Raw genomic sequence first — 26,992 nt, forward strand, 5'->3', positions numbered from 1 at the left:
AGGCTAGCGCTTTATTCGATACTTGATAAAAATGTAAATACTTTGTTATGTTTCCTTGGTGGCTAATCAACATGGAATGTTTATGAAAGCGTATGAAGCGAATTTTGATGGTTTGGTAGGTCCAACCCATAACTACAGTGGTCTGTCGTTTGGTAATGTGGCGTCGGCAAAAAATGAAGCTGCTCCTTCTAATCCTAAGCAAGCTGCTAAACAAGGGTTAGCGAAAATGAAAGCACTCGCTGATTTAGGGCTAGTGCAGGGAGTGCTTGCGCCACAAGAAAGACCCGATATTTTCACTCTTCGCCGCTTGGGTTTTTCGGGCAGTGATAGTGAGGTGATTGCAAAAGCGGCTAAGCAAGCCCCAAAAGTACTAGCAGCCTGTTGCTCAGCCTCTAGTATGTGGACGGCGAATGCGGCGACAGTTTCTCCATCTGCTGATACCGCTGACGGAAAAGTGCATTTCACCCCAGCGAATCTGACCAATAAATTCCATCGTTCAATCGAGCACGAAACCACAGGACGGATCTTACAAGCCACTTTTGCCGATAGTCGTTATTTCACTCATCATCCCGCATTGCCAAGTGTTGAGCACTTTGGTGATGAAGGGGCGGCGAATCACACTCGTTTTTGTCATGAGTACGGTGAGCTAGGGGTCGAGTTCTTTGTTTATGGGCGCCATGCCTTTGATGCCAGCCAACCCGCTCCTTCGCTTTTCCCTGCTCGTCATACTTATGAAGCCTGCGAAGCTGTAGCAAGATTGCACCAGCTACGCGAAGATCATGTTGTGCTGGCTCAACAAAACCCTGCGGTAATCGACCAAGGGGTGTTCCATAACGATGTGATTGCGGTAGGTAACCGTGATGTGTTGTTCTGCCATCAGCAAGCTTTCTTAGCGCAAGAACAAGTGTATCAATCGTTGCGAGAGAAAATGGGGCAGGGCTTTAAGATCATTGAAGTGCCGACAGACTCGGTATCCATTGATGATGCAGTATCGAGTTACCTGTTCAACTCCCAGTTATTGAACTTGCCATCGGGTGAAACTGTACTGATTTTGCCTGATGAGTGCCGCCAGAATGAGGCGGTGTGGCAGTACGTACAATCTATGTTGGCGCAGAAAGTTGGGATCGACAGCGTTAAAGTGTTTGATTTGAAGCAGAGCATGGCAAATGGCGGTGGCCCCGCTTGTTTACGTTTGCGTGTGGTGCTCAATGAGCAAGAAAGAGCGGCGGTGAATCCTGCTACCTTGATGAATGATGAGCTATTTGAGCGACTTAATACTTGGGTAGACTTCCACTATCGCGATGAGCTGCGTGAGGTTGATTTGGCGGACCCTCAATTGTTGATTGAATCGCGCACAGCGCTTGATGAATTAACTCAGATTTTGCAGTTAGGCTCAGTGTATCCATTCCAACAGGTGTAATCGCGTTTAAAGCAAGTTTGAATGCGATTTAAATGATAAAAGTGGAAGTAAGAAAATAAAAAGGGAGGCGGGACTTAGCATGATCCCCCACCTCCCTGTAACGTCTATAACCAAAGGAAAAATTACAGACAGATATTGGCTGTCAGCTGCCAATGTGTTTGCCTCACAGTATCCCCTCTTAGGCTTTTATCAGCCAGTACCGTGAAGCGTTGCCCACTATGTGTGTGGTTTTTGAGTCGTATTGTGATGAATTACGATCTTGTTGTTTTTCTACCCGTCGTAGATCCGGTTATAGCTATTTATAGCCCAATAGCAGGGTTGTTGTCTTATTGCTGATGGGCAGGAAGTACTGCGCTTTCGTAGGCATCAGCAAAGCCGTGATTTCTGTCTCTGTGATGCGCTTCATCTTCGCGAATACGTAAAATTACATCGCGTAATTTGGCATCGGCTGCAAGTTGGTAGTAATCAATCGCAATTTGAGGTGCTTCCACATTTTCAACCTCACCATTGTCGATTTTGCTGAGGTACTCGGTATAGCTTTTACAAGCTTCTTCCTCAAAATAGCCGACGATGCGGTGAGCAATCTTGGACGACAAGAGATAAATAATGCTGTAAACCACCAGAAAAGCACCTTGGCCAAGCAATACCAAAGCACGTTCAATCCAACTTGGCTTCGCAATATCAAGGAAGATCATCAGGTGCATACGTTCATTTTCTGCTTCTTCGAGTAGTTCTCGAATCCAACCTTCATCGTCGCGCATACGGCGAAGTGCTTTAAGGTGATTAAACATACCTGCCACCATGCCAGGAACCGCGGCAATAGTTTCTAAAATGACAGCACGTTTAGCGTACTTACTGCCGTAAAAGATATTGAGCATGAATTTAAGAAATTGCGTGATGCGATAAGCAACCCGCTCGGAAATTTTGCTGGCTTCTTTGTGTGTGTGTTGAAAGTCTGACATGAGCTTTACTCTTATATTTTTGCTATCGCGATAAAAGTTGCATTCGCGATGCACGTTTAAGTTGCATCAATAATACATGTTTAAAATTGGTGCGCAAGCCCTTTCGTGAGCGAAATACGAGTTGAAACTTCGTTAGCTTTTTCCTGCTTTTATCTGACACTTAGCATACATCTAGGGCATTGGGTTGATGTTTACGTCTTTGTGCGCACTTGGTTGTAGCCGTCGTTAAAGCCGCGTAACGGAAGGGGAGTCAAAGTAGATGTGATGCTTTGTACGTTATGAAATGAAAACTATCAGAAAACCAGTTGCGTGGAATCGCAAGGTATATACTTCTCTCAATAATACTTGTGTTAATTAGTCTAAGCTCGGTGGAAATTGTGATAGCCGTAATCGATACCGTGCACAGTTTTTTATTGTGCTAGTGGATAGTAGGTGAGAATGACTATCATTTGCTGTAATTTCTTCCTGAAACATACGCGGCAGGAATCAGACCATGAATGAAACTATTTCCCAATGGATCGCACGCGACCCAGATCCAAAAACTCAACAAGAACTACAAACATTACTGGATGCGGGCGATGACGCAGCCTTAGCTGATCGTTTTTCTCAGCGCTTAGCTTTTGGTACGGCAGGTCTTCGTGGCGTGGTGGGAGCAGGACCTAACCGCATGAACCGTTTAGTGATTCAAGAAACCGCTACTGGGCTTGGTCACTATCTGTTATCACAAATTGAAGAAGCCGATCATCGTGGGGTGGTGATTGGTTACGATGGGCGTTTGGACTCGAAGCAGTTTGCACAAGATGCCGCTTCGGCTCTTACCGCGTTAGGCATCAAAGTGTTCCTTACTCACAAAGTTGCGCCAACTCCGTTGGTTGCTTTTGGGGTGAAGCAATTGGGCGCAGCTGCCGGTATTGTCGTGACTGCGAGCCATAACCCGCCAGAGTACAATGGTTTTAAAGTGTATTGGGAAAACGGCGCACAAATTATTGCCCCGCATGACTCAGGTATTGCTGCTGAAATTGATAAAGCCGCCCAACAACCTCTGAACTTGATGACGCTTGAGCAAGCGGAACATCAAGGCTTGTTAGCATGGCTAGGTGATGACTATTACCAAGCGTATCTGGATGCACAATTCGCCAACCCGTTACTCCAAAACAATACTCAACCAGAGGCTGTAGCATTGGCTTATACGGCGATGCATGGCGTAGGTGCTGAGATGGCAGAGAGCATGCTAAAACGTGTTGGTTTTACACAAGTTCACAGTGTTGCCGCACAGCGTGAGCCTGACGGTACTTTCCCAACGGTTAATTTCCCGAACCCTGAAGAAGCTGGGGCTATGGATTTAGTGATTGCTGAAGCGAAAAAGCATAATGCGTTGTTGGCGTGCGCTAATGACCCAGATGCCGATCGCTTTGCCGTTGCGGTGCGTGATATTCACGGCGAATATCGCATGTTAACAGGCGACCAAGTGGGCATTTTATTTGGTAATTACTTACTGAATGTTGCTCAAGGCACCAATGAAAATCTAGTTGGTACGACGATTGTGTCGTCGAGCTTACTTGAAAAGATTGCTCTTGCGCATAACGCTAAGTTCTACCAAACCCTGACGGGGTTCAAATGGTTAACCAATGTTGCAATGGAAAAGCAAACGCAAGATAGCCAATTCTTATTTGCTTACGAAGAAGCGCTTGGTTACACCGTTGGTAATAAGGTTTGGGATAAAGATGGGCTGACTGCATTGGTCGCTTTTGCCCAAATGACTGCCGAATTAGCGGCGAAAGGGCAGAACATTTGGTCTCAACTTGAAGCGATTTACCGCCAGCACGGTTTCTATTTGAATGCCCAGCGTAGCATCGCATTGCAACCTGATTCGCCAGCCATTGGCAGTATCTTACGTGCTTCGCCACCGTCACGTATTGCGGGTGTTGATATCGTCCAAACTGATGATTTGCAAAGCTTAGAGCGCAGCTTCAGTGGCGAGCTTGCGAATAAACCTGCCGAAACAATTGATTTGCCAGCGAGTGACGTGTTGATTTATCACTTAGCGAATGGTGTCCGTGTGGTGGTGCGTCCATCTGGTACTGAGCCAAAAGTGAAATGCTACTACGAAGTGGTGGAGCAGATGTTGGAAGATGAGAGTTATGAAGAAGCCAAACAGCGTGCTGAAGCGCAAATGACGGCTTTGATCGATGCGCATCAGGCTTCGCTCTAATCATTAACGTGTGAATTAACTATTAAATCCGCTCTGTATTAAGCAGGGCGGATTTTGTTTGGCGGAGATGAATAGCGTGACTTTGCGCATGGGTATTAATTCTAGCGAAGGTATTAACTGTATCGCTATATATTCATCTATCTAAGTCTTTACAGCGCAACGTTGTGACGGGTATGAAGCAATTGTAAGAACAACTTGGCTGCTATATCGAGTAACGGATCGGGAAAATCAAAGTCAGGGTTATGCAGTTCAGGGTGTTGCTCGCCACTGCCTAAGCAAAATAAGGTGCCTTGCCAACGTTGCAGAAATTCACCCACATCTTCAGACCACCGCATAGGTGCAGTTGGGATCACGACAGGGTAGTCCAGCGCTTCTGCTGCAGAAATCACTTCTTGTGTACACTTGCTATCGTTGAGCGTTGCAGCGAAAGGTTCCACCCATTCAATGGTCGCTGTGAGCCCTTGTTGCTGCGCTTGTGCTTGGACGAAGTCTTGAAGTTGTTGTTGCATTGTGTGTAATGCTTGGTCGCTATCGCTACGAATCGTTGCCATCACATCGGCTTTACCCGGTGAAGTACCAAAGCCGGGGTTACCCACTTTCACATGTACCAAAGTCACCAAGCAGAATGCGTCCTCAATGCTATCTGGCAAGGTGGTGAGGTAGTTCATGATTTCACTTACCGCTTTGGCAGGGCTGCGGCCGTTTTCTGGTTTGGCTGCGTGTGAGGTTTTGCCCTGTAATTGAATGCTAACGCCAGTCGATGCGCAGGCGAAAGGACCGTCTTTCACCACCACTGTACCAAGTGGATAGCCCGGTAGATTGTGGTACGCAAAGACTGCGTCTGGATTGAAGTGTTGTAAGCGCGGATCTGCCAGCATATTTTGTGCACCCATCCCGATTTCTTCAGCGGGTTGGAATAGTAGGATCACGCGTCCTGTTTGCGGAGGGTGTTCACTCAAATGGGCTGCCACACTCAGTAGGCTCGCAGTATGACCGTCATGTCCACAAGCGTGCATACAGCCGTGATGGCGTGAAGCGTGATCGTGCTGCGCTTGTTCTGTGATAGGTAACGCGTCAAAATCTGCTCGTAGCAAGGTTTCTTTGCCCGGATTCCCACTATTGATGTCAACGACGATGCCGTAGCCACCTATATTAGTGTGGGGTGAATAACCGAATTTGAGTAATTGATCGATGATCTCTGATGCCGTTTTGTGTTCATGTAGGGAAAGCTCAGGATAACGATGAAGATGGTGACGGAAACGGATCGGGTCAAAAGACTGCGTAGACGATGTAGACATAACAACTCATTGATTAATCTTAATCACCACACTGTACTCAGCTATGAGCTTTGATTGTGTGATCAAATTCGAAATAACAATACATCTCAAAGGTTTAACCTTATTATGATGTTTGAATCCAATTTTTGGGGAAGCTGTATGAATGTTGTAAAACACCGCCTCATTGGTTTGGCTGTATTCGGTTTTATGGTCTCTGGCTCGGTGCTTGCTGATCCGGTAAGTACTATGCCTAAAGATGCCTTAACGGTGCAAAAAGCGATGCGCCTATTACAAAATCAGGGTTATTACGATTTTCGTAAAATCAAAATTGAACATGATGAAAATGAGATTGAGGTGGAAGCTCGCAATAAATTAGGCAATAAAGTTGAGGTCGAACTAGATTTGTTTTCAGGACAAATCCTCACTATAGAGCATGACTAACCCTTTCCCTCTGTTTCAGTTACATAACGTGTGCTTTTGAAGAAGAGCACGCGCTTTGTATTCCTTATACTAATTATCGCTTCAAAAAAAGCCGAGTTATTCCTTTCACGCTACATTCTTTCTACTAAATTAGGTTGCTATTGTGTTGTAAATTAACAATAAATAGCAATTTTAGCGGCGAAATCATGCTTGCGTTCTTCTCGCAAGCACTTCGCTGCTATTTTGAGCTTAACTTCAAGCTTTGTAGCCTCTCTATTTCAATAAACGTAATAAAATTGGCATTTTCTTGTCACTTTCTTGTTGCATTTAACCTGGTAGCATAAGAAAGTAGCAAACATCTGGTTGCTGTTTTTTCTAAATTTATTACAGACCTGTAGTTCACGGATGTCTTAATTAGCTGGGTTTAATATCTTTTTATTGCAGCTTCACCAGTGTTTTATGTTGGTATTGCAGGCTTTATTGATGTTTTTATAAAGTAAATGTGCTGTTGATACTATATTCTTTTATTTGATCGTCTCGTTGTTTTTGGAAATATTCATCAATATTCAGTGCAAGGATATTCTCAATACCCTGCAGACTGTGATATATATGACAACGATTGCTTAATATTAAACACGGAGGTACACCATGGCAGGCGTTTTAGGAATGATTTTGGCAGGCGGAGAAGGATCTCGTCTTCGTCCGTTAACGGATTCACGTACAAAGCCAGCAGTGCCATTTGGTGGCAGTTACCGACTGATTGATTTCGCATTGAACAATTTTGTCAATGCAGACTTAATGAAAATCTATGTTCTTACTCAATTTAAATCTCAGTCGCTTTATGTCCACATGAAAAAAGGCTGGAACATCACTGGTATCACTGATCGTTTTATCGATCCGATCCCTGCTCAGATGCGTATGGGTAAGCGCTGGTATGACGGTACAGCTGACGCCATTTATCAAAACATTCGATTCATCGAATTAGCAGAGCCTGATCAAGTGTGTATTTTTGGTAGTGATCACATCTATAAAATGGATGTGAAGCAAATGCTGACCTACCACAAGGAAAAAGAAGCACAACTTACTGTATCCGCAATCCGTATGCCGCTGAGCGAAGCAAGTGCATTCGGTGTGATTGAAGTCGATGCAGACGGTCGTATGGTTGGTTTTGAAGAAAAACCAGCAAATCCAAAGTCTATCCCTGGTGATCCTGAACATGCGCTGGTTTCTATGGGTAACTACATTTTTCAGACTGACGTATTGTGTTCTGAGCTGGAGCAAGATGCCGAAGATGAAAATTCAAGCCATGACTTTGGTAAAGACATTATTCCTAAGCTAGTTCCTCAAGGAAAAGTGTTCGTTTACGACTTCAACTCTAACGTCATCCCTGGTGAGAAAAATAATGGTTACTGGCGTGATGTAGGTACGATTGAATCGTACTGGCAGGCGCATATGGATCTTCTATCTGAAGATGCACCATTCTCGCTATATAACCGTCAATGGCAGCTACATACTTACTACCCGCCACTACCACCAGCAACAGTGCTGGATAGCGAAGAGTGCAAGGTAGATATCAATAACTGTATGATTTCTGCAGGTAGCTATATTCGTGGTGCGCGCATTCATAAGTCAGTACTTGGCTTCCGTACCAACGTTGATTGCTGCAGTACTGTTTCAGAATCGGTTATTTTGGGTGATGTGAAGATTGGCGCAAATTGTTCGATTCGCCGTGCAATTATCGACAAGAACGTGATGATTGCCCCAGGAACAATCATTGGTGAGAACCTAGAAGAAGATCGCAAGAAGTATCACGTTTCAGACGAAGGAATCGTCGTTATCCCTAAAGGAGCAAAAATTGGCTACTAAAAAATCGTTAAAGATTTTATTTGTCTCTTCTGAGGTTGAAGGTTTAGTAAAAACTGGGGGGCTAGCCGATGTGGCTAAGTCTCTTCCAGCGGCATTAAAGGCGATGGGGCACGATGTGCGTATTGCTATGCCGTATTACCGAGTGCTGGCTGAACGCGAAAATGTTGAGCCACAACTCGATACGGAATTGGCAGTGCCGGCGCAGTCAGTGACTGTGCCATATCAGGTGATGCCACTTCAAAGTGGCGACGTGCCAGTCTATGCCATTAATGCACCGCAATATTATGATCGTGCTGAACTGTACGCTGAAAGTAATGAGGCATACGAAGATAATGGTGAGCGCTTTGCCTTCTTTAGTGCGGCATCATTAGATTTATGTGAGAAAGTCGAGTTCCAACCTGACTTAATTCATTGTAATGATTGGCATACAGGTTTAGTCCCTTTCTTATTACGCACGCGTTATGCAAATAATTCGTTTTTCGCTAATACAAAATCAGTGTTAACGGTTCATAATGCGGTATTTAAAGGTGTGTATAATTACGATCAGTTCCGATTAATCCCTGAGTTAATTCAACATAGATATATGCAGCTAGAAATGGACTCTGCAAATATTAGTATGTTGAAAGCTGGGGTAGCGTTTGCCGATAAAATTAATGCGGTAAGCCCTAACTATGCGAGCGAGTTATTAACTCCACTGGGTGCGCATGGGATGGATTTCGATTTTAATCAACGCGCTAGCGATTTATTTGGCATTATTAATGGTTGTGATTATAACGATTGGAACCCTGAAACCGATCCGAATATTAAACAGCATTATAAAGCGAATAAGGTCAGTTTAAACCGAGGCAAAAAAGCGTGTAAGCGTGATTTGCAAAAACAGGTGAACTTGCCTGAAAAAGATGTACCAGTCTATGGCATGGTCTGTCGCCTAACAGAGCAAAAGGGTATTCATTACTTGTTGCCAATTTTGCAGCAGTTTCTTGTACACGATGTGCAAGTGGCTATTGTGGGTACTGGCGATCCGCGTTTGGCAGCTCAATTACACGAGTTAGTGGCGGCAAATCCTGAAAAACTGGCGTTTGTTGAAGCATACGATAATGCCTTGGCACACAAGGTAGAAGCAGGTTCTGACTTCTTCTTGATGCCGTCTGAATTTGAGCCTTGTGGTCTTAATCAGATGTATAGCTTAGCTTACGGTACACTGCCTATTGTCCGCGCAGTGGGTGGCTTGAAAGACACTGTGATTGATTATGATCAGACACCACAAGTTGCAACCGGCTTTATGTTTGAAGCGCCAACGCCTGAAGCATTATTGATCTGTTTGCAGCGCAGTTTGTTGCTTTATTGCCAGCAACCGCAAGAGTTTAAACGCCTACAGCAAAATGCGATGGCGTGTAAGTTCTTATGGCAAGAGTCTGCAGAGCGCTATTTAGAAATGTATTTGTGTGATGAATTAAATTCTGTTCAGAATGATTTAAGTTCTGAATCAATAACGGATTAATTTCAATATCAACGAACACAGCCCTCGTCATTGCGAGGGCTTTTTTATATGTGGTGGTTAAATTTATAAGATTAATAAATATATTTTGTTGTGACTGATATGCACGGCTGATAATTATTTTGTCATTTATTCGATTGCAAAAAAGTGTCATAATTGACATTTATTTTACTAAGTAAAATAAATTTTTTCATAAAAGCGCAAATTAACTTCCAAAACGGATTAATACGAACTCTAATCAGTCATTGAGGCGCATATTGAGTGTGAGTGAGGGTTAAGCTCATTAAAAAATGCATGTAACACATATTATTTGTTTTACTCGTGTTTTTGAGAGAAATTAGCATTTTTAGCTCAATAAGATAGGTTTGATGCTTGGTCAGAGGGGTGTGAAACAAAGGTAATAAGAATAATGAATTTAACTTTAAGGCAGAAGTTAGCTGTCTCTGCGAGCATTGCTATCATCCTTGGTGGCTTGGTTGTCACGGCGTTATCATTTATTTCTTCTTTAGGTCGCTTAGATCAGGACTTAAGTGATCGATTAAAAGGCGTGGCTTCTGCCTATAATCACTATGTGCAAGATTGGCTTGATGCTAAGGGTACAGCACTTTCGGCGATGCCAACTTCTATCGCTTCTGACTCCACACTTTCCCACCTTAGCCAAGTACGCGACTCTGGTAAATTCGATAACGTTTTTCTTGCTTTCGATGATGGCTCTCAAGTTAACGCTAATAAAGTTGTGCTGCCACCAGGTAACAACGATCCTCGCCAATGGCATTGGTATCAAAATGCCATCAAGTTGAATGGTCAAGTTACAGTAGAGAATCCAACTGTGGCAGCTGCCACTGGTGCGATCGTGGTATCTATGGGTAAAGCGATTAATATTTTTGATCGCCAAGCCGTGCTGGGTGCCGACGTTGAAATGGTTGATATCATTAAGCAGCTTGATGAAGTGATTTTACCTGGTGAAGGTTACATGTTCATCGTTAACGACCAAGGTAACGTGTTCGCGCATGCTGATACATCGCTATTAAATAAGCCAGTAAATGCCAAAGACAGCGATCTTACGTACGATTTACTTAAGCGCTTGGCGATGACAGATCAAGTGTCGCTACAAAATATTACAGGCAAAGAAAGCTATGTGTTTGTGTCTCCAATCCATGGTACAAACCTGAATACTGTTATTGTGGTTGATTACGACTCTGTGGTTGCGCCGCTTTACCAATCACTTTATAGCCAGCTGTTCACTACTTTAGTAGCTGTCGTGATCTGTGCGTTCTTGTTCAATATGCTATGTGCTTACTTGTTTAAGCCTCTACAGTTAGTGTCAGATGCGTTAGCGAAAATCGCACAAGGTGGCGGTGATCTGACTCAGCGTATTAACATTGATACTGAAGATGAAGTCGGTGATTTAGCCCGTAACTTCAACCGTTTTGTGGCAAGTCTTCAAACCTTGATTGGTCATATTCGCTCTCAGGGTGAAGAGCTGAATCATACGTCAGAAGAAGCGCAAAAACGTGCGGAGCACTCGGCGAATGAGCTGGGCCGTCAACAAGAAGAGATTACCTTGGTGGCAACAGCCGTGACGGAAATGGCTTCTGCGACTCAAGAAATTGCTTCTCACGCTGAACAGACAGCACGTGCTGCGCAAGATTCAACGACTCACACGACCACTGGTCACGCACTCGTGACTCAAAGTCGTGAGTCGATCAATAACTTGGCGACGGAAGTGAACGAAGCGACCCAAGTGATCAGTGAGCTTAATAGCCACGCACAGGGCATTAATAGTATCTTGTCGACAATTCAAGGTATTGCTGAACAAACTAACTTGCTAGCACTGAATGCCGCGATTGAGGCTGCACGTGCAGGTGAACAAGGTCGTGGTTTTGCGGTAGTTGCAGACGAAGTGCGAGTGCTGTCGCAGCGTACACATACTTCAACTGAAGAAATTCAAAGTATGATTGCGACTCTGCAAACGACAACCACTAAAGCGGTAAGCTTGATGGAAACCAGTACCCAACTGGCGCAATGTTCAGTAGATGATGCCGTACAAGCGACGTCAGCACTTGAGCAAATTAATAACTCAGTGGCGTTGATCAGCGATATGGCGACCCAAATCGCTACGGCTGCGGAAGAACAAACTCACGTTACCGATGAGATCACCCAAAATACTACGACGATCAAAGACGTGACTGATCAGCTGGCGCTAGATTCACAATCTTCTCGCGAACAAGCACAGCACCTAAGTACTCAAGCGCAAGCGCTGAACGATAAAGTGGCAGCATTTGTCGTGTAATGCGATGTGTTTAGTAAAATGAAAAACGCCCGGGCATATTGCTCGGGCGTTTTTGTATCTAGCTCCGTGCGGAGTTTGTCGAATTCATTGATATCAACTGCGGTGCAAAATCGTGATCGAGTGCGCTGATTGCATGTAAGTCGTACAGACGGTTGGCTGACTCGGGGTGAGGTCTGCGGTATCGCATACGATCTTCCACGGGCTACCTTTTGGTAAGCGGAATCGGGTTGGAACTTTATCAGGGTTGATTAAATACAGTAGTTCAGACCCGCAATGATAGAGCCCTAAATGCAGCATGATTGGCGCGTGCTGATGCCAGTCTTCGACTTGCAACCGCTGGCTGTTTGGCTTCATCCAATTGATTCTGTGCTCACCACGACTTTCGCCACAGAAACTCTCAATGAAAGGCACCATGTACTGGTTGCGGGCGCTAATTATGCGCTCTAGCCACTGAGCAAACTGAGTTTGTTCGTTATCAAGCTGCCAATTGGCCCAACTAATGGCTGAGTCCTGACAATAAGCATTGTTATTGCCTTGCTGAGTATGGGATAGGCTATCGACAGCCAGCATATGTGGAATGCCGAAACTAAACAGCAAACTAGTGATTAAGTTACGTTTTTGTCGCTCGCGTAGAATAACGATGGCAGGTGTGTTGGTTGGCCCTTCAATGCCATGGTTAAAAGAGCGATTATCACCGTGACCATCACGGTTGTTTTCCTTATTGGCGTGGTTATGTTTTTGGTTGTAAGACACCAAATCCTGAAGGGTAAAACCGTCGTGATAACTGACGTAGTTGACACTCAATTTATCAGGCCAACGAGAGGCGCTGAATAAATCACGGGAGCCCATTAAGCGGGTAGCAAATTCGCCAAGTGATGCTTTGTGATTCCAAAAGCTACGTGTGGTATCACGGAATTTGTCGTTACATTCGTTCCAACCTAGAGGAAAGCCGCCAAGTTGATAGCCATTGGGACCAATATCCCAAGGTTCGGCGATTAATTTAACATGCTGCAATGCCGGATCTTGATGAATGCTTTGGAAGAAAGCTGAGCGGCGATCAAACAAAGGTCCACGACGCCCCAGCGTGGCGGCTAAGTCAAAGCGGAAGCCATCGATGTGGTATTCCTCAACCCAGTGGCGTAGTGAATCCATCACTGTGCGTAAGGCGGGTGGGTAATTGAGATCAACCGTATTGCCACAACCGGTGTAGTTTTCAAACTTTCCTTGGCTGTTTTTGAGGTAAGTTTTGGGTGCTAGCTGCTTAAAGTTAAATACCGGGCCACCATCACCACTTTCAGCCGTGTGGTTGTACACCACATCTAAAATCACTTCGATCCCGTGTTGGTGCAGGGTACGCACCATGGTTTTCAGTTCGGTTACTGGGTCATCAATTGCAAACTTCTTATCAGGGGCGAACCAGCATAGCGGGTTATACCCCCAAAAATTGGTGAGTTCTTTTTCAGATAGATGCCCTTCATCAAAACTGGTTGCTATGGGCATTAATTGAAGGGTGGTGACACCTAAAGATTGAAAATGCTTGATGACCGCAGGGTGACATAAACCTAGGTACTTCCCTCTGAGCTCGGCTGGCACATCGGGGTGAAGGTGGGTAAAGCCTTTAACATGCAATTCGTAAATAATGCTATTGGCTTGATGGGTATTAGGGTGACTACTCTGTTGCCAATCAAAGTGATGTTCGACTAACACACTTGCGGGAATCGATTCGCACAGTGGATTTGCAGCCAACTTTTGAGTATATGGGTCGATCAGCCATTGGGTAGGTTTAGCCTTATGAGTTACGCAATAAGCGTAGCGCATACCAGCGTTAAGCCCTTCAACGTGGGCGGAATAGATGTGGTTTACCTGCTTGTGCAGTTTGATCGTGTGATGATCATTATTATGATCAAACACCACCAGTGATAAGCCTGTTGCATTTGGGGCGTGAATTGCAAAATTGCAGCCCGATGTTGTGAGATTGGCACCAAGTGGGGAAGGGGTGCCTTTAGTTACTTGCCAGTCCATGGGGTCCTCAATACGCAATAAAGGCTGCCTTGGCAGCCTTTGTTCTCCTCATCCTTTTGATTATTTTAATCCCTAACATCACAAATAGGCATTTTCATCAAACATTCATGATGTTAGGTCGTGGGATGACGATACGAGTCCTGATTTTACTTCTTAGCTTCAACCGCTTTGATGAAAGTAGGACGCGCTTCTTGAATGCCTAACGTCTCTGCTTCATCAAGCAGTTTCATAGCTTTGTCTAGATCTCCATTATTTACCGCATTCTTAATGGAATTCAAGTAGTAAGAAGATCTTTCTTCTGGGCTTGGGGCGTAGTCGGTACGTTGTGTAGCCTGTACTTTTTGCTCAGAGACAATATCGACCGTTAGCATCAAGTTGCCTTGATCGGTATGAGTAGCAATAGGATCTTTGATTGCTGGTGGCTGGGTGCTACGGGCAATGGCAAAGGCTTTTGCTGGGTGAAGTAAAGTCGTGGTTGTTGCTAGTGAGTCTTGGGTGGTTGAAACCAAGACGCGGATGTTTTTGCTATCTTTTGGCGGCACTAGTGTTAATGAGCCAGATAAGTGATCGTCTTTTAGCATTGCCGCAGGGACGTAGCTAAATTGATCGGCTGTGATTTGATTGATGAGCGTGTTGTTATCATCAAAAAACGACACCGTTGGCGCATACACAGTCTGCTTAGCAAAGCTGTCGAGTGTGAAAGTGAGCGCCCCTTCTGTTGCTGGAAAACTGAAGGCAGCAATGTTACCAGCACTTAATTCATTCGTAAGTTTTTGGCTGTTTGCTGTGATAGTGAATTGGCTACTGCTTGGGGCTTGCAGAGGTTGCCAGTTGAGATCGGCAATAGATTGATTGATCTGATGCGCAGCTGTTGTTGGAGCTTGCGTATTGACCGTTTCAGGTGTGGAGACACAACCGCCTAGTAGTGCGGTTACCATAAGCATACAAGCTGTTTTTTTCATATTTATCTCCTTTTATATTTGGTTTAGTCACTCTGTTTGGCTAGCGGCTAAACCAAATACAGCCAGTCTCTGCAGACTGGCTGAAATTAAGCGTTTTTAGCTAAACATGACGGTCATAGACAGTGCATTGATAGCCAATTTAGCTATAAGCGGGTGCTTACCACCATGCTTCAGCTTGAATACCAACATTGTATTCAGACTTGCTGTCGCCGAATGCTTTGTCGTTTTCGTGGTCAGTGATGTAGCTTGCGAATACGCGGATTTCAGGACGCGCCCAGAAGCTAGAACCAGCAGACCATGCTTGAGCAACAGTGAACTTGCTAAGTGCTTTGTCACCAGTCATTGTGTTTGGTAGGTAGTCGCTTGTAATAGCGCCATCACGTAGGTCACCGTTCTTCTCAGCTGTGTAACCAGCTTCTACGATAGTGCGCATTGTGTCGTTCCACTTGTACATTGGGCGAACAACGATGCTGTAAACACTGTGGTCGTCTTGCTCTTTCTTGAAGCTAGTGTTTGCGTACATTAGCTGGTGACCAACTTCGATGTTTTGTGCTGGCTCAATCACACCCCAGTTGATGATACGGAAGCCTTTATCAGCGTTAGTTACCGCTTTAACACCCATACCAGCACCGTAAGTGGTCATTTGTTCTGCACTACCGTTAGTACCGTATTGAAGAACAGTTTTGTTGAAGCCACCTAGTAGATCACCTTGAGTTAACTCAGCAGTTAGCATGTAGCTGTTTTCAGACTTAAGCTCAGCGTCTTTTTGTGATTTAGACTCGTTAGGAATGAAAGCATTCACACCTAGCTCTAGTGAACCATTTTCCCAAAGACCTAGACCTGCGTAACGAACATCGATGATGTTGTTGTTTACAGACTCAGTTTTTTGAACTGTTTGCTTTTTGCTAGTGCCAGTTTTTGAGTCGAAAACGAATTCTTCAGCTGTTGTTTTCACGTCAACGTCATCGCGGATCCAAGCAAGAGATAGCTTACCAGGGCCAGCAGATAGGTTTTCGATACCACCACCAGCACCAGATGTGTTCCAGTAGTAGAAGTCAGTGATGTGAATGTCGTGACGTTGGTAGTAGCGCTTACCAGCCCAGATCACTGCGTCAGCATCAGCTTCGATAAGACCTTTAGCTTGTGCATTGAACTGAACGATTTGTGGGTTTTGACCACTCCATAGTTTGTTTGATTCTGAGCCGCCTGCAAGCATTGAATCTAGGTAGAAAGATTTGCCATCTTGGTTCCATACTTCTTTACCAAGACCGATTTCACCGTAAGCGTCGTTTTCGTTACCTAGACGACCAACACCATTTTTTGATTCTGAGATCATGCCGCCATTGTCGCCGCTAATACCAGCACCAGCACGCATGTAACCGTGGAAGTCAACGCCACCCTCTGCCATTGCAGATGCTGAAACTAAAGCCGCTGATACAGCCGCAGCTGTAAGGCAGATTTTGCTCATCTTCATTTCTAACTCCTTAAGTGGAACATTATGTTCTTGTTGTTTTTCCGTTATTTCAATTAGGCTTTTGTGCGAGCAAGAATGACCAAACATTATTGACGCAGCCCTTATTTTTTAACTCTTTGCAAAGAATTGGCGGGAATCAGGGTTTTCCCCGCCGACCTGTAAGGTCAAATCTCAATGTGTAAATGAGAAATAGAGTGAACTCAGCAGTAAAACTCGTAATACCTAATACGTTATTGGTATGAGGCATATCCGTAATTGGATGAGGTTATTCTGCGCTGAGATGAAAATAACAGCATCATCCTTATTTGAATTAATTTTGGGAGGAGGGGGGAGGAGGAGTGTATAGATCACACTTTGTTCTTTCATATTGTGAATTAGTTATTTCCTCCGATTATTTGTGTTGTTGATCACTTAAATGAAAAAGCTGTGAAGTGAAGCACGAATTTTTTTTGAACTTAATCACTAATTATTCTCCCGCAAGGGGGAGGAGAGGCTAAATAGCGCTGAATTATAGTTTGTCGCTGAATGATTATGTGATGAGTAAGAAGTTGTTAATGTTAGCGGCAAAATTAACTACTTAAATTTAAGAAGAAAATTGCACGTTTGTTGTTGATTACTTGAAGTGGCTCACGGTTTTGCTGGGATGTTTCTCACTGGATTTAAAAGGTATTTCATACCCTATATTTATCTTTCTTGCTGGTAGTAACGGATGTCGGTTATTTCATTCTCTATGAAGTGAATTTATGCTTGTTAAGTTTGAAATAGCACGCCCATAAAGACAAATAGAAATAAAACCGTCATCCCTATACGGCTTTATTTATGGCCTTATCAATTTTAATGGGCAATTAACTGCTCGGCGTTATTGAAAATAGAAGTGGTAGCTTGCTTTGGTCGCATTTATTTGCATGAAAGTACGCAGCACATGCTATTTATTACCACTAGTTATTACCGCTACGATTGAGATAACTTGGCTCATAAGCACCGTGTCGGTATTGCCCTATATTTGTGAGCTGTTGTTGGCGCGTTAATGTCGGCCCTTTGCTGCTGTGTTTGGCTCGGTAATTAACATAGTTAGGTTCTGCGTAGCCGATATTGGCTTGTTGTTTACTGTCTGTTTGAGGTGTTGCTTTACCGAATGCCCTTTCTTTTGCGTGGGCGTAATTGGTATAACCCGGTTGGTAGATGCCTTGTTGGTCGTAACTGCCGATATTCGTGAGATCGGCTGATGCGGCAAAGCTAATGCCAAGTGCCAGAATGCTGATGGTGAGTTTAGTGACCATGATGATGCCCTTTAGCTAATGAACGTCATCTACAAAGACCGTTGCTTGAATGATTTATTTCAGGGCGTGAAGCTAGCTAATTTTTAGAGCTGAAAGCGCACTTGATGGAATGCTGTGGTCAGTCCATCAAGTGCGAGAAAAAGAGGGGAGAAGTCTTATCCTTTATTCGTCATCAAAAAACACCCGTCCTTCAATGGAGTAAGGCTCATTTCTGTCGTACAGATTTTGCTTGCCGCGCAATATAGTCAGTTGCTGCTCTAGCTTTGCTGCTTCGTGATATAGCCCTTCTTCATACGCCATAGCGATACGGAGTTCCAGATCTTCGAGTCGCTCTTTGTTATGCATCAGACAATCCTCCAGTGATAGTTGTATCAACAGACTTCTTTAATAGTGTATACCCTGCTGATCACTCTCGCAGGTGAGGAAAATCGTCGCTTAGCGATGATGAAAAATGCTTGTCTTGATCATGAAAGAGTTGGTTTGTGTTCATGTGAGTAACCCTTGAATATCGCGCTATCCATTTTGGATTATTGCTGTCAAGGAGACACAGTGAATCGAAGCGAACAACGTGACGAGGCGAGCAAGCCTGGACGATTTGATTTAATAGATAAACCAACCTTTTTTGGGGCACTTGGAATGCTGATTTCCGTTGTCCTTCCTCTTTTATTTTTCCCGGAACAAGGCGCTGAAAAAATTGCGTTAGCCAAAGCCTTCATGACAGATAAGCTCGGCTTTCTGTACTTAGGGTTAGGTATTGCCGCATTTTTCTTTATGATTTATATCGTTTTTTCCGATATTGGTCAGATTAAGTTAGGCGATCCTGATGAGCAGCCTGAATTTGCCACCGCCTCATGGGCCGCGATGCTATTTTGTGGTGGCATCGGTGCCAGTATTTTGTATTGGGGAGCCATTGAGTGGGCGTATTACTATCAGGCGCCGCCGTTTCAGTTAGAGCCGGGGAGTGAAGAAGCGATCCGCTGGGCGGCAACCTACGGTATCTTCCATTGGGGGCCGATTGCTTGGGCCATTTACTTAGTGCCAGCATTACCGATTGCTTACTTTTTCTATGTACGTAAACAACCAGTACTGAAAGTGTCGGCTGCACTGATGCCTGTTATCGGTGAAGCACGTAGCCATGGTTGGCTGGGCAAATTGATCGATGTGTTGTTCATTTTCGGTCTGTTAGGTGGTGGTGCAACCACGCTTGGCTTAGCAGCGCCCTTGATCACCGAAGGGGTGAACTATTTATTCGGTATTCCGAAAACGACCACCACCCAAATTGTAGTGCTACTGATCTGCACCGCTATCTTTGCATACTCAGCTTATGCGGGAATGGAAAAAGGGATCAAGCTGCTCAGTAACATTAACTTCTGGGGCGCGTTGGGGTTATTGGCCTTTATTTTGTGTGCCGGTCCAACTATTTTCATGCTGGAAACGGGCTTAGATTCCCTCGGCCGAATGTTGTCGAACTTCTTTGTGATGGCAACTTGGGCAGAGCCATTTGGTGGTTATGGTTCGTTTGAAAATACCCATTTCCCACAAGATTGGACCATTTTCTACTGGGCTTGGTGGTTGGTTTTTGCTCCTAGCATGGGTTTATTTGTCGCGCGGATCTCTCGTGGTCGCACAATTAAGCAAATGGTCACAGGATCGATCTTCTTTGGCTCGATGGGCTGCTTTCTGTTTTTCATGATCTTGGGTAACTACGGCTTATCGCTCCAGCTATCAGGTGCGTTGGATGTGGTTGGTATCTTAAATAGTGAGGGGGCGAACAAAGCGATCTTCTCGATCTTAGAGCAATTACCAATGAGCACCTTGGTTATCGCGGTGTTCACCTTGCTGTGTTTGATCTTCACGGCAACCACGTTTGATTCCATTTCTTATATTTTGGCCTCGGTGGTGCAAACCAATATTACCGGCGATCCTATGCGCTGGAACCGCTTGTTCTGGGCATTTGCTTTATCTTTCATGCCATCGGTATTGCTGTTTATGGGCGGTTTATCCACTCTACAAACGGCGGCGATTGTTGGTGGTTTACCACTGCTGGTGATTGCGGTGATGTTGATGGTATCAGCGGTGAAGGCGGCAACCTTAGATTTGACGCACCAAGACGGTTACGAAGATCCTGTGATCAATATTGAAGAGTTACCTGAAGTTGATCCTTGGTCGAAAGAAGGGGTGGCATTAGCCAAGTTTGAGCAATTACGCGACACCGCGATTGATGCGGCAGTGAATGAACGTGCGGCGTTGAATGCGATTTGGAAAATGAAAAAACGCATTCGCGCCCAAGCGTTAGCGCGTGGTAGCTATGATACTGAAGATGAAGCGATTCCAGCTGAGTGGATGGAAGAGCTAGAGCGCCTGAACAGTGCTGCGATTATTGCCAAAGAGCAGAAACTCGAAGCTTCAGAGGCCGCGCAAGCGGCACGGATTGAGTTTAATGACTTGATGCGTCAGCGTGAGCTGGACGAAGAAGAAGCGGAAACACCGACTGCATCGTAAGGCTTAGTCATTACTTACATTTCTTAGTTTTTGCCTACCTTTGAGTGACGCATAAAGGTATCCATAATCAGCCCCATTATTGCTTAGTCGATGATGGGGCTTTCTTTTCTGTACCTCCTGTCTTTAATTTCTTACACCTAAACCGGATCGGATTTCAGCTAGGCTAAAAGATGTTACCTATGCTAATTGAGTAAGTTGTAAATAATTGCGTTGATGTCGAGATGACTGGATGAGGAGGGAATATGAACTTTAGCCACTTATTGATCCCAATTGTACCTGAGCAGGCGATTAAAGAATCATTCGAGCAAGTATTTAATATCGCTGATCAACAAGCCTCGCATGTAACTTTACTTGCCGTTATTGAAGAGTTGGCTGAGTTTAAAGAGATTTACCGCTATTCGGGGACGACACTGAATATTTTAGATAAGGCGACTCAGGTTTATCACGATGCACTAAAGCAACATGTCCAGACGTTGAAACACCGCTACCACAATATCCACTTTCACACTCAGATCAGAATTGGCATTCCCTCTATTGAGATCATCAAGCAAGCTCAGGCAAGTCACGCCAGTATGGTGGTGATTGATTCTCATCGCGAAAACAAAACTATCGCTTGTCAGCGTGGCAGTAATACATTGAACCTAATGCGAAAATCAGAAGTTCCCATTTGGTCTATCAGCACAGATGCGACAGAGGTGAAGCGGGTAATAGCAGCGATTGATTTAACGAATCAGGACTACCATGCCTTTAATGAGCAGATAGTGGCTCTGGCGGTCGAATACTGCGACATGGTGGGAGCAGAGCTAACGCTCACACATGCGTGGCGTCTTGAATCGGAAGGTTTTTTGCGAAAATGGAGTGGTTACGAAGATATTGATATTGCGCTATTGTCGAAGAAGATGCGCGATGAACGTTTAGAGCGGCTACAAGCGTTACTGGGACCTTATCAAGACAGTACCGTCACTAAGAAAGTCGAGTTATTGGAAGGTGAAACCCGCGCTGTGTTACCAGAATATGTGGTCAATCATCAGGTCGATTTAGTGATCTTAGGCTCCTTGTCGCGTACAGGTGTCGCGGGCTTTTTAATGGGTAATACCGCAGAGTCCGTTCTTAATCAGCTTGATTGCTCAGTGATCACGTTAAAACCCGACAGCTTCCAATCGCCCGTATTACAACAATCAGACGCTTAATCGTTGGGGTTGTGGGTGAGGTGTTGCGAAGTGGATAAAAAAAGCTGGTAGTGACTAGCTACCAGCTTGATATCGGGGGAGACAATGAAGTCTGGCGTTATACGCCTTCTTCTTTGTGCAGACGCTGGCAAGCGGTGCCATCGCTGTGGAATAGGTGACAACGGTGAGCAGGAATACCTACTTTGAATGTTTCACCTGATTCAATATTTAGGGTGTCGCTTTGACGGTAAATGAAGTCAGCATCCACACCGTTTAGGTTTAGGTAAACTTGGGTTTCGTGTCCTAGTTTCTCAACCACCAGCACTTTACCTTCGATGCAAGCATCGCCATCTTCACAGTGTACTAAGTGCTCAGGGCGAATACCCAGAGACATACGCTCGCCGCGAGTCACTGTACGACCATCAACAGGGATCCAGAAGGCCTTACCGTTAGCAAGTTGCACCATTACGCGGTCATCTTCCACTTGCTCGATGAACACACTCATGAAATTCATCTTAGGTGAGCCAATAAAGCCAGCGACGAAACGGTTAGCAGGGTAGTGGTATAGCTCTAGCGGTTTACCGACTTGTGATACGAAACCTGCATCGAGTACCACAATTTTGTCAGCCATGGTCATTGCTTCCACCTGATCGTGGGTCACGTAGATCATGGTGCTACCAAGTTGCTTGTGCAGTTTAGATAGCTCGATACGCATTTGTACACGCAGTGCGGCATCTAGGTTAGAGAGTGGTTCATCTAGTAGGAAAACGTCAGGCTGAGCAACAAGTGTACGACCAATAGCAACACGTTGACGCTGACCACCTGAAAGCGCTTTTGGTTTGCGCTCAAGTAAGTGACCTAGCTGTAGAATTTCAGCTGCGTTGTCGACACGGCGTTTAGTTTCAGTTTTATCGGCTTTTGCCAACTTCATACCAAACGACATGTTGTCGAATAGATTCAAGTGAGGGTATAGGGCGTAAGATTGGAACACCATACCCACGCCACGTTCCGATGGTGGTACATCATTCATGCGTTTGTCGCCAATGAATAAGTCACCGGATGTGATGTCTTCAAGGCCCGCAATACAGCGTAGTAGGGTAGATTTACCACAACCTGATGGCCCAACGAATACAACGAATTCCCCTTCAGCGATGTCGAGATCGACATTCTTGGAAATCAGGTTATCTCCATATGCTTTACATACATTTCGTAAAGTAACACTCGTCATCGAGCCTTTCCTCTAGTTTTGTTGTCGCCTGACAGCACCATATCATTGAAAGGGCCACTGGCAGGTAAAATCTGGTAAGAAAATACAAAAAGAAAAAACAGTAGCGGCAATCGCCTCTGGCGGAGAAAGTCCGCTACCTTACCAAGCACACATGATTTACTTCCCCAAGAAATCATGCGATTTACGATTCAAGCGGTATGTCTGCACCTGAACCTGTCTGGTCAAAAAAAACATATCATGCGTTGATAACAAGATGGCTATAGAAAAGGAAACCAATACCATCTGCTATCACATCTTCAACACCCCTGTTGGGATGAGGCTATTGTTGATAATTAGGCGTAGGAAAACATCCTCCTCGATCAAAATTTAATTAGGGTGACAGAGGGGGAGGAGTACCGAGATCACACTTTGTTATTCAAGGGCGTGAGGTTTTTTTTATGCACTCATACCATGTGTCATCTATCACAAAACAACCCCGAATTTAGATCTCTATCACTAAGCCGGAATGACGATGATCACGCTTTTGATTCTTACCCGTTGGGGGCGTAGTAGACGGGAGGATGTGAGTTGCGGGGGAGTGATGGATGATGAAGACTGAAATTGAGGTGTGAAGCGCATGACTTCACCCACTTAAAATAACAATCACGAAGGATGTTAAAAATGAAGAAAGTCCTCAGTACTGTAGCGCTTTGTACCCTAGCCGCACTTGGTTCAATCAATGCGCACGCTGCAATTGAAGAAGGTCAATTGACCATCTGGATCAATGGTGACAAGGGCTACAACGGTTTAGCAGAGGTAGGTAAACAATTTGAAGCAGACACAGGTATTAAAGTGACTGTTTCTCACCCTGATAAACTGGAAGAAAAATTCCCACAACAAGCATCGACTGGCGATGGTCCTGACATTATCTTCTGGGCACACGACCGTTTCGGTGGCTATGCGCAAGCGGGTCTGTTGGCTGAAGTAAAACCATCTGCTGATTTTAAAGGCAAGTTCGTTGACTTCACATGGGATGCGGTTTCTTACAACGGTAAGTACGTAGGCTACCCAGTAGCGGTAGAGGCACTTTCTCTTATTTACAACAAAGCACTTATCAAAACGCCACCTAAAAACTGGGAAGACATTGCGGCGCTAGATAAGAAGCTACAAAAAGACGGCAAGAAAGCCATCATGTGGAACCTACAAGAACCGTTCTTCACATGGCCGGTACTTGCAGCTGACGGTGGCTACGCGTTCAAATTCACTGCAAACGGCTACGATGCGAAAGACGTGGGCGTAAACAACGCTGGCGCAAAACGTGCAATGACGTTTGTGAAAGGTTTAGTTGATGGCGGCGTGATTGCACCAGACGTTGACTACACTATTGCAGAGTCAGGCTTCAACAAAGGTGAAGTTGCGATGACAATCAATGGCCCATGGTCTTGGGCGAACATTGATAAAGCAGGTATCGATTACGGTGTAGCTGTACTGCCAAAACTAAACGGTAACCCATCAAAACCATTTGTTGGTGTACTAACTGCGGGTATCAGCACTGCGTCGCCAAACCAAGATCTAGCGGTAGAGTTCATTGAGAACTACCTACTGACTAATGATGGTCTACGCAAAGTGAACGATGACACACCACTAGGTGCTGTGGCACTTAAATCGTTCCAGAAAGAGCTAAGCAAAGATGCTCGCATTGCCGCGACAATGGACAACGCAATGAACGGTGAAGTTATGCCTAACATCCCTCAAATGTCGGCATTCTGGTATGCAGAAAAAGCAGCAATCAATAACGTAGTAACAGGTCGCCAATCTGTTGAAGACGCATTGAATACTGTTGCAGAACGCATCACCAAGTAACACCACCCATCCCGAGGGGAGCCTTGTTGCTCCCCTCGAAAAGAAGTACTGTGAGGATCACTAATGCAGTCTCATCAAGCTGCCGACATGGCGATAGACGCTTCCGACATGGAAAATTCAACGAAAACTACCCTCAACCATAAGAAATGGCTGAAATGGGCCTCGTTAGGATTGGTAAGTTTAATTAACGGCTACGCCACGATTCTAATGTACGCTCGTGGTGAATACGCATTCGCGTTGTTAACTTTGGTGTTAACCGCTCTTGGTGTGTATGTTTTTGCCCGTAAATCTACCTATGCCCACCGCTACATTTACCCTGGTGTTGCTGGGATGATCTTATTCATCATCTTCCCGCTAATGTACACCATTGGGTTAGCATTCACTAACTACAGTGGTAGTAACCAGCTGAGCTTCGATCGCGCTCAAAGCGTTTTACTTCAGCAAACCTACCAGAGCGGTGACAGTTACAAATTCTCTATGTATGAGCAAAATGGCTTGTACAATATTGCAATTCAAGAAGATGGTCAGTGGTATGTGACCGACAGCCTTGATCTGGCACAGCTACCTGAGCAAGACATTCTACTGAGCCGTTCTGAAGCACCACAAGGTGATAAAGCGCCGCTAAAAGTGGTGATCAGTAACCGTGCTGCATTGTCTGCTATTACCTTAGCTTCGGCTGATGGTACTGAACTGAAAATGTCGGGCTTGCGTAACTTTGCTGAAATCCAACCTGTTTATGTACTGCAAGAAGATGGCGAAACGCTGATCAATCAGCGTGAGAACATCACGCTGAAACCAAATTGGGAAATCGGTAACTACCAAGCAGTTGACGACAATGGTGCTTTTGTTGGTGAGCCTCTTTCTCCTGGCTTTATTGTTAACATTGGTATGGACAACTTTGTTCGTATCTTCACTGATCCAGGTATCCAAGGTCCTTTCTTCAAAATCTTTGTATGGACAGTGTTGTTCTCGGCGCTAACTGTAGTTCTGACGCTGGCTGTAGGTGTGGTGTTAGCACAAATCGTTTCGTGGGAAGAGCTAAAAGGCCGTGGCGTTTACCGAGTGCTGCTGATTCTTCCTTATGCGGTACCAGCGTTTATCTCGATTCTGATCTTTAAAGGTTTGTTCAACCAAAGCTTTGGTGAAATTAACCAAGTACTGGAAGGGTTATTCGGTATTAGCCCTGCGTGGTTTACCGACCCATTCTTAGCTAAAACCATGATCGTGATTGTGAATACATGGTTGGGCTACCCGTACATGATGATCCTAGCGATGGGCCTGTTAAAAGCGATTCCTGAAGACTTGTACGAAGCATCAGCAATGGATGGCGCTGGCCCTATCGATAACTTCATGAACATCACGCTACCTTTGCTTGTGAAGCCAATGATTCCACTATTGATTGCGAGCTTTGCGTTTAACTTCAACAACTTCGTACTGATTCAGCTATTGACCAATGGTGCGCCAGATATGATTGGTACTAGTGTTCCAGCAGGTCACACGGATCTATTGGTAAGTTACACCTACCGTATCGCGTTTGAAGGTGCTGGTGGTCAAGACTTCGGTCTAGCAGGCGCTATCGCAACCATTATCTTCTTGTTGGTGGGCGGCTTGTCGCTACTGAACATGAAGTTCACCAAGCTTGAATCTGAATAAGGGGTCCTGAACATGGCTATGGTTCAACCTAAATCATTAAAGTACAGACTATGGGCTACCCATATTGGGATGTGGGTTTTCCTTGGGCTGATTATGTTCCCACTACTGATGGTGATTGCAATCTCGTTCCGCGAAGGTAACTACGCCTCGGGTGAGTTGATCCCATCTAACCCATCACTAGAACACTGGAAGCTAGCACTTGGTATCGCGGTTGAAAATGCCGACGGTACAGTAACGCCACCGCCGTTTCCTGTGCTGACTTGGTTGTGGAACTCAGTGAAAGTGGCGGGCTTAACCGCGATTGGTATCGTAACGCTATCGACAACCTGTGCGTACGCTTTTGCCCGTATGAAGTTCGCTGGTAAAACGCTAATCCTTCGTTCGATGCTGATTTTCCAAATGTTCCCAGCGGTATTAGCACTGGTTGCATTGTACGCATTGTTTGACCGTCTAGGCGCTTATGTACCATTCCTTGGTATGAACACGCATGGTGGGGTGGTATTTGCTTACATGGGCGGTATTGCACTACACGTATGGACAATCAAAGGGTATTTTGAATCAATCGACGGCTCACTAGAAGAGGCGGCAGCATTGGATGGCGCAACGCCATGGCAAGCATTCCGTATGGTACTGCTACCACTGTCTGTGCCAATTCTAGCGGTTGTATTCATTCTATCTTTCATTGCCGCGGTAACCGAGGTACCCGTTGCGTCGTTACTACTGCGTGATGTTGACTCTTACACCTTGGCAGTTGGTATGCAGCAGTACCTGTACCCACAAAACTACCTATGGGGTGATTTCGCGGCGGCGGCAGTATTATCGGCACTTCCTATCACCGCAGTGTTCTTGCTAGCACAGAAATTCTTGGTAGGTGGCCTAACGGCTGGTGGTGTGAAAGGTTAATAGATTAAC

At 45.0% G+C, this 26,992-nt stretch carries 19 protein-coding genes; 11 read left to right on the plus strand and 8 right to left on the minus strand.

Going from position 1 to position 26,992, the window contains the following annotated elements:
- Positions 1–82 precede the first annotated feature (82 nt).
- On the plus strand, positions 83–1,420 hold the full coding sequence (gene astB, locus A3K86_RS19400) for an N-succinylarginine dihydrolase (protein WP_068335277.1): 1,338 nt from the start codon (positions 83–85) through the stop codon (positions 1,418–1,420).
- Between the two features lie 326 nt (positions 1,421–1,746).
- Here astB and A3K86_RS19405 read toward each other — a convergent pair whose 3' ends face one another.
- Complete coding sequence (locus tag A3K86_RS19405; protein ID WP_068335279.1) at positions 1,747–2,382, minus strand: alternative oxidase; 636 nt, start codon at positions 2,380–2,382, stop codon at positions 1,747–1,749.
- A gap of 493 nt (positions 2,383–2,875) precedes the next feature.
- On the opposite strand from A3K86_RS19405, the gene A3K86_RS19410 reads away from it, so the two are divergent.
- Positions 2,876–4,594, plus strand: coding sequence for a phospho-sugar mutase (locus tag A3K86_RS19410; RefSeq protein ID WP_068335281.1), 1,719 nt, complete (start codon positions 2,876–2,878; stop codon positions 4,592–4,594).
- A 149-nt stretch (positions 4,595–4,743) separates the two neighbouring features.
- On the opposite strand, the gene A3K86_RS19415 is transcribed toward A3K86_RS19410, so the two are convergent.
- The gene (locus A3K86_RS19415) at positions 4,744–5,892 is read right to left on the minus strand and encodes an amidohydrolase (protein WP_068335284.1); all 1,149 of its coding nucleotides are present in this window, start codon (positions 5,890–5,892) and stop codon (positions 4,744–4,746) included.
- A 138-nt stretch (positions 5,893–6,030) separates the two neighbouring features.
- Here A3K86_RS19415 and A3K86_RS19420 point away from each other — a divergent pair, with 138 nt between their 5' ends.
- From A3K86_RS19420 to A3K86_RS19435, 4 genes are all read left to right on the plus strand, one after another.
- Entirely contained in the window at positions 6,031–6,312 is a 282-nt protein-coding gene (locus tag A3K86_RS19420) for a PepSY domain-containing protein (protein WP_084406690.1), read from the plus strand.
- 627 nt (positions 6,313–6,939) lie between these two features.
- The gene (gene glgC, locus A3K86_RS19425; RefSeq protein WP_068335288.1) at positions 6,940–8,157 is read left to right on the plus strand and encodes a glucose-1-phosphate adenylyltransferase; all 1,218 of its coding nucleotides are present in this window, start codon (positions 6,940–6,942) and stop codon (positions 8,155–8,157) included.
- Positions 8,147–9,658: a glycogen synthase GlgA gene (glgA, locus tag A3K86_RS19430; RefSeq protein WP_068335294.1), complete on the plus strand. Its 1,512-nt coding sequence runs from the start codon at positions 8,147–8,149 to the stop codon at positions 9,656–9,658. Before glgC ends, glgA begins: the two co-directional genes overlap by 11 nt.
- A gap of 406 nt (positions 9,659–10,064) precedes the next feature.
- The gene (locus A3K86_RS19435) at positions 10,065–11,948 is read left to right on the plus strand and encodes a methyl-accepting chemotaxis protein (RefSeq protein ID WP_068335299.1); all 1,884 of its coding nucleotides are present in this window, start codon (positions 10,065–10,067) and stop codon (positions 11,946–11,948) included.
- A gap of 93 nt (positions 11,949–12,041) precedes the next feature.
- On the opposite strand, the gene glgX is transcribed toward A3K86_RS19435, so the two are convergent.
- The 5 genes from glgX to A3K86_RS19460 form a co-directional block, all read right to left on the minus strand.
- Positions 12,042–13,970, minus strand: coding sequence for a glycogen debranching protein GlgX (gene glgX, locus A3K86_RS19440; protein ID WP_068335302.1), 1,929 nt, complete (start codon positions 13,968–13,970; stop codon positions 12,042–12,044).
- Positions 13,971–14,116: 146 nt separating this feature from the next.
- On the minus strand, positions 14,117–14,932 hold the full coding sequence (locus tag A3K86_RS19445; protein WP_068335307.1) for a MalM family protein: 816 nt from the start codon (positions 14,930–14,932) through the stop codon (positions 14,117–14,119).
- 157 nt (positions 14,933–15,089) lie between these two features.
- Positions 15,090–16,400: a maltoporin gene (locus tag A3K86_RS19450; protein WP_198160457.1), complete on the minus strand. Its 1,311-nt coding sequence runs from the start codon at positions 16,398–16,400 to the stop codon at positions 15,090–15,092.
- Between the two features lie 944 nt (positions 16,401–17,344).
- Entirely contained in the window at positions 17,345–17,686 is a 342-nt protein-coding gene (locus A3K86_RS19455) for a hypothetical protein (protein ID WP_068335312.1), read from the minus strand.
- 162 nt (positions 17,687–17,848) lie between these two features.
- Positions 17,849–18,031, minus strand: coding sequence for a hypothetical protein (locus A3K86_RS19460; RefSeq protein WP_068335314.1), 183 nt, complete (start codon positions 18,029–18,031; stop codon positions 17,849–17,851).
- Between the two features lie 291 nt (positions 18,032–18,322).
- Between A3K86_RS19460 and A3K86_RS19465 the strand changes: the two genes are divergently transcribed.
- Both A3K86_RS19465 and A3K86_RS19470 read left to right on the plus strand, forming a co-directional pair.
- Positions 18,323–20,188, plus strand: a complete 1,866-nt coding sequence (locus A3K86_RS19465) for a BCCT family transporter (RefSeq protein ID WP_068337062.1) — start codon at positions 18,323–18,325, stop codon at positions 20,186–20,188.
- A gap of 242 nt (positions 20,189–20,430) precedes the next feature.
- A complete protein-coding gene (locus A3K86_RS19470; protein ID WP_068335317.1) occupies positions 20,431–21,378 on the plus strand; it encodes a universal stress protein in 948 nt (315 codons plus the stop codon).
- Between the two features lie 97 nt (positions 21,379–21,475).
- On the opposite strand, the gene malK is transcribed toward A3K86_RS19470, so the two are convergent.
- The gene (malK, locus tag A3K86_RS19475; protein WP_068335320.1) at positions 21,476–22,585 is read right to left on the minus strand and encodes a maltose/maltodextrin ABC transporter ATP-binding protein MalK; all 1,110 of its coding nucleotides are present in this window, start codon (positions 22,583–22,585) and stop codon (positions 21,476–21,478) included.
- A 660-nt stretch (positions 22,586–23,245) separates the two neighbouring features.
- On the opposite strand from malK, the gene malE reads away from it, so the two are divergent.
- The 3 genes from malE (at position 23,246) to malG (ending at position 26,983) form a co-directional block, all read left to right on the plus strand.
- On the plus strand, positions 23,246–24,427 hold the full coding sequence (gene malE / locus A3K86_RS19480) for a maltose/maltodextrin ABC transporter substrate-binding protein MalE (protein WP_068335321.1): 1,182 nt from the start codon (positions 23,246–23,248) through the stop codon (positions 24,425–24,427).
- Between the two features lie 63 nt (positions 24,428–24,490).
- Positions 24,491–26,080, plus strand: a complete 1,590-nt coding sequence (gene malF, locus A3K86_RS19485; RefSeq protein ID WP_068335322.1) for a maltose ABC transporter permease MalF — start codon at positions 24,491–24,493, stop codon at positions 26,078–26,080.
- 12 nt (positions 26,081–26,092) lie between these two features.
- A complete protein-coding gene (malG, locus tag A3K86_RS19490) occupies positions 26,093–26,983 on the plus strand; it encodes a maltose ABC transporter permease MalG (protein ID WP_068335325.1) in 891 nt (296 codons plus the stop codon).
- The last annotated feature ends 9 nt before the right edge of the window (positions 26,984–26,992 follow it).

This window comes from Photobacterium jeanii, assembly GCF_001650345.1.
Classification (GTDB): Bacteria; Pseudomonadota; Gammaproteobacteria; order Enterobacterales; family Vibrionaceae; genus Photobacterium; species Photobacterium jeanii.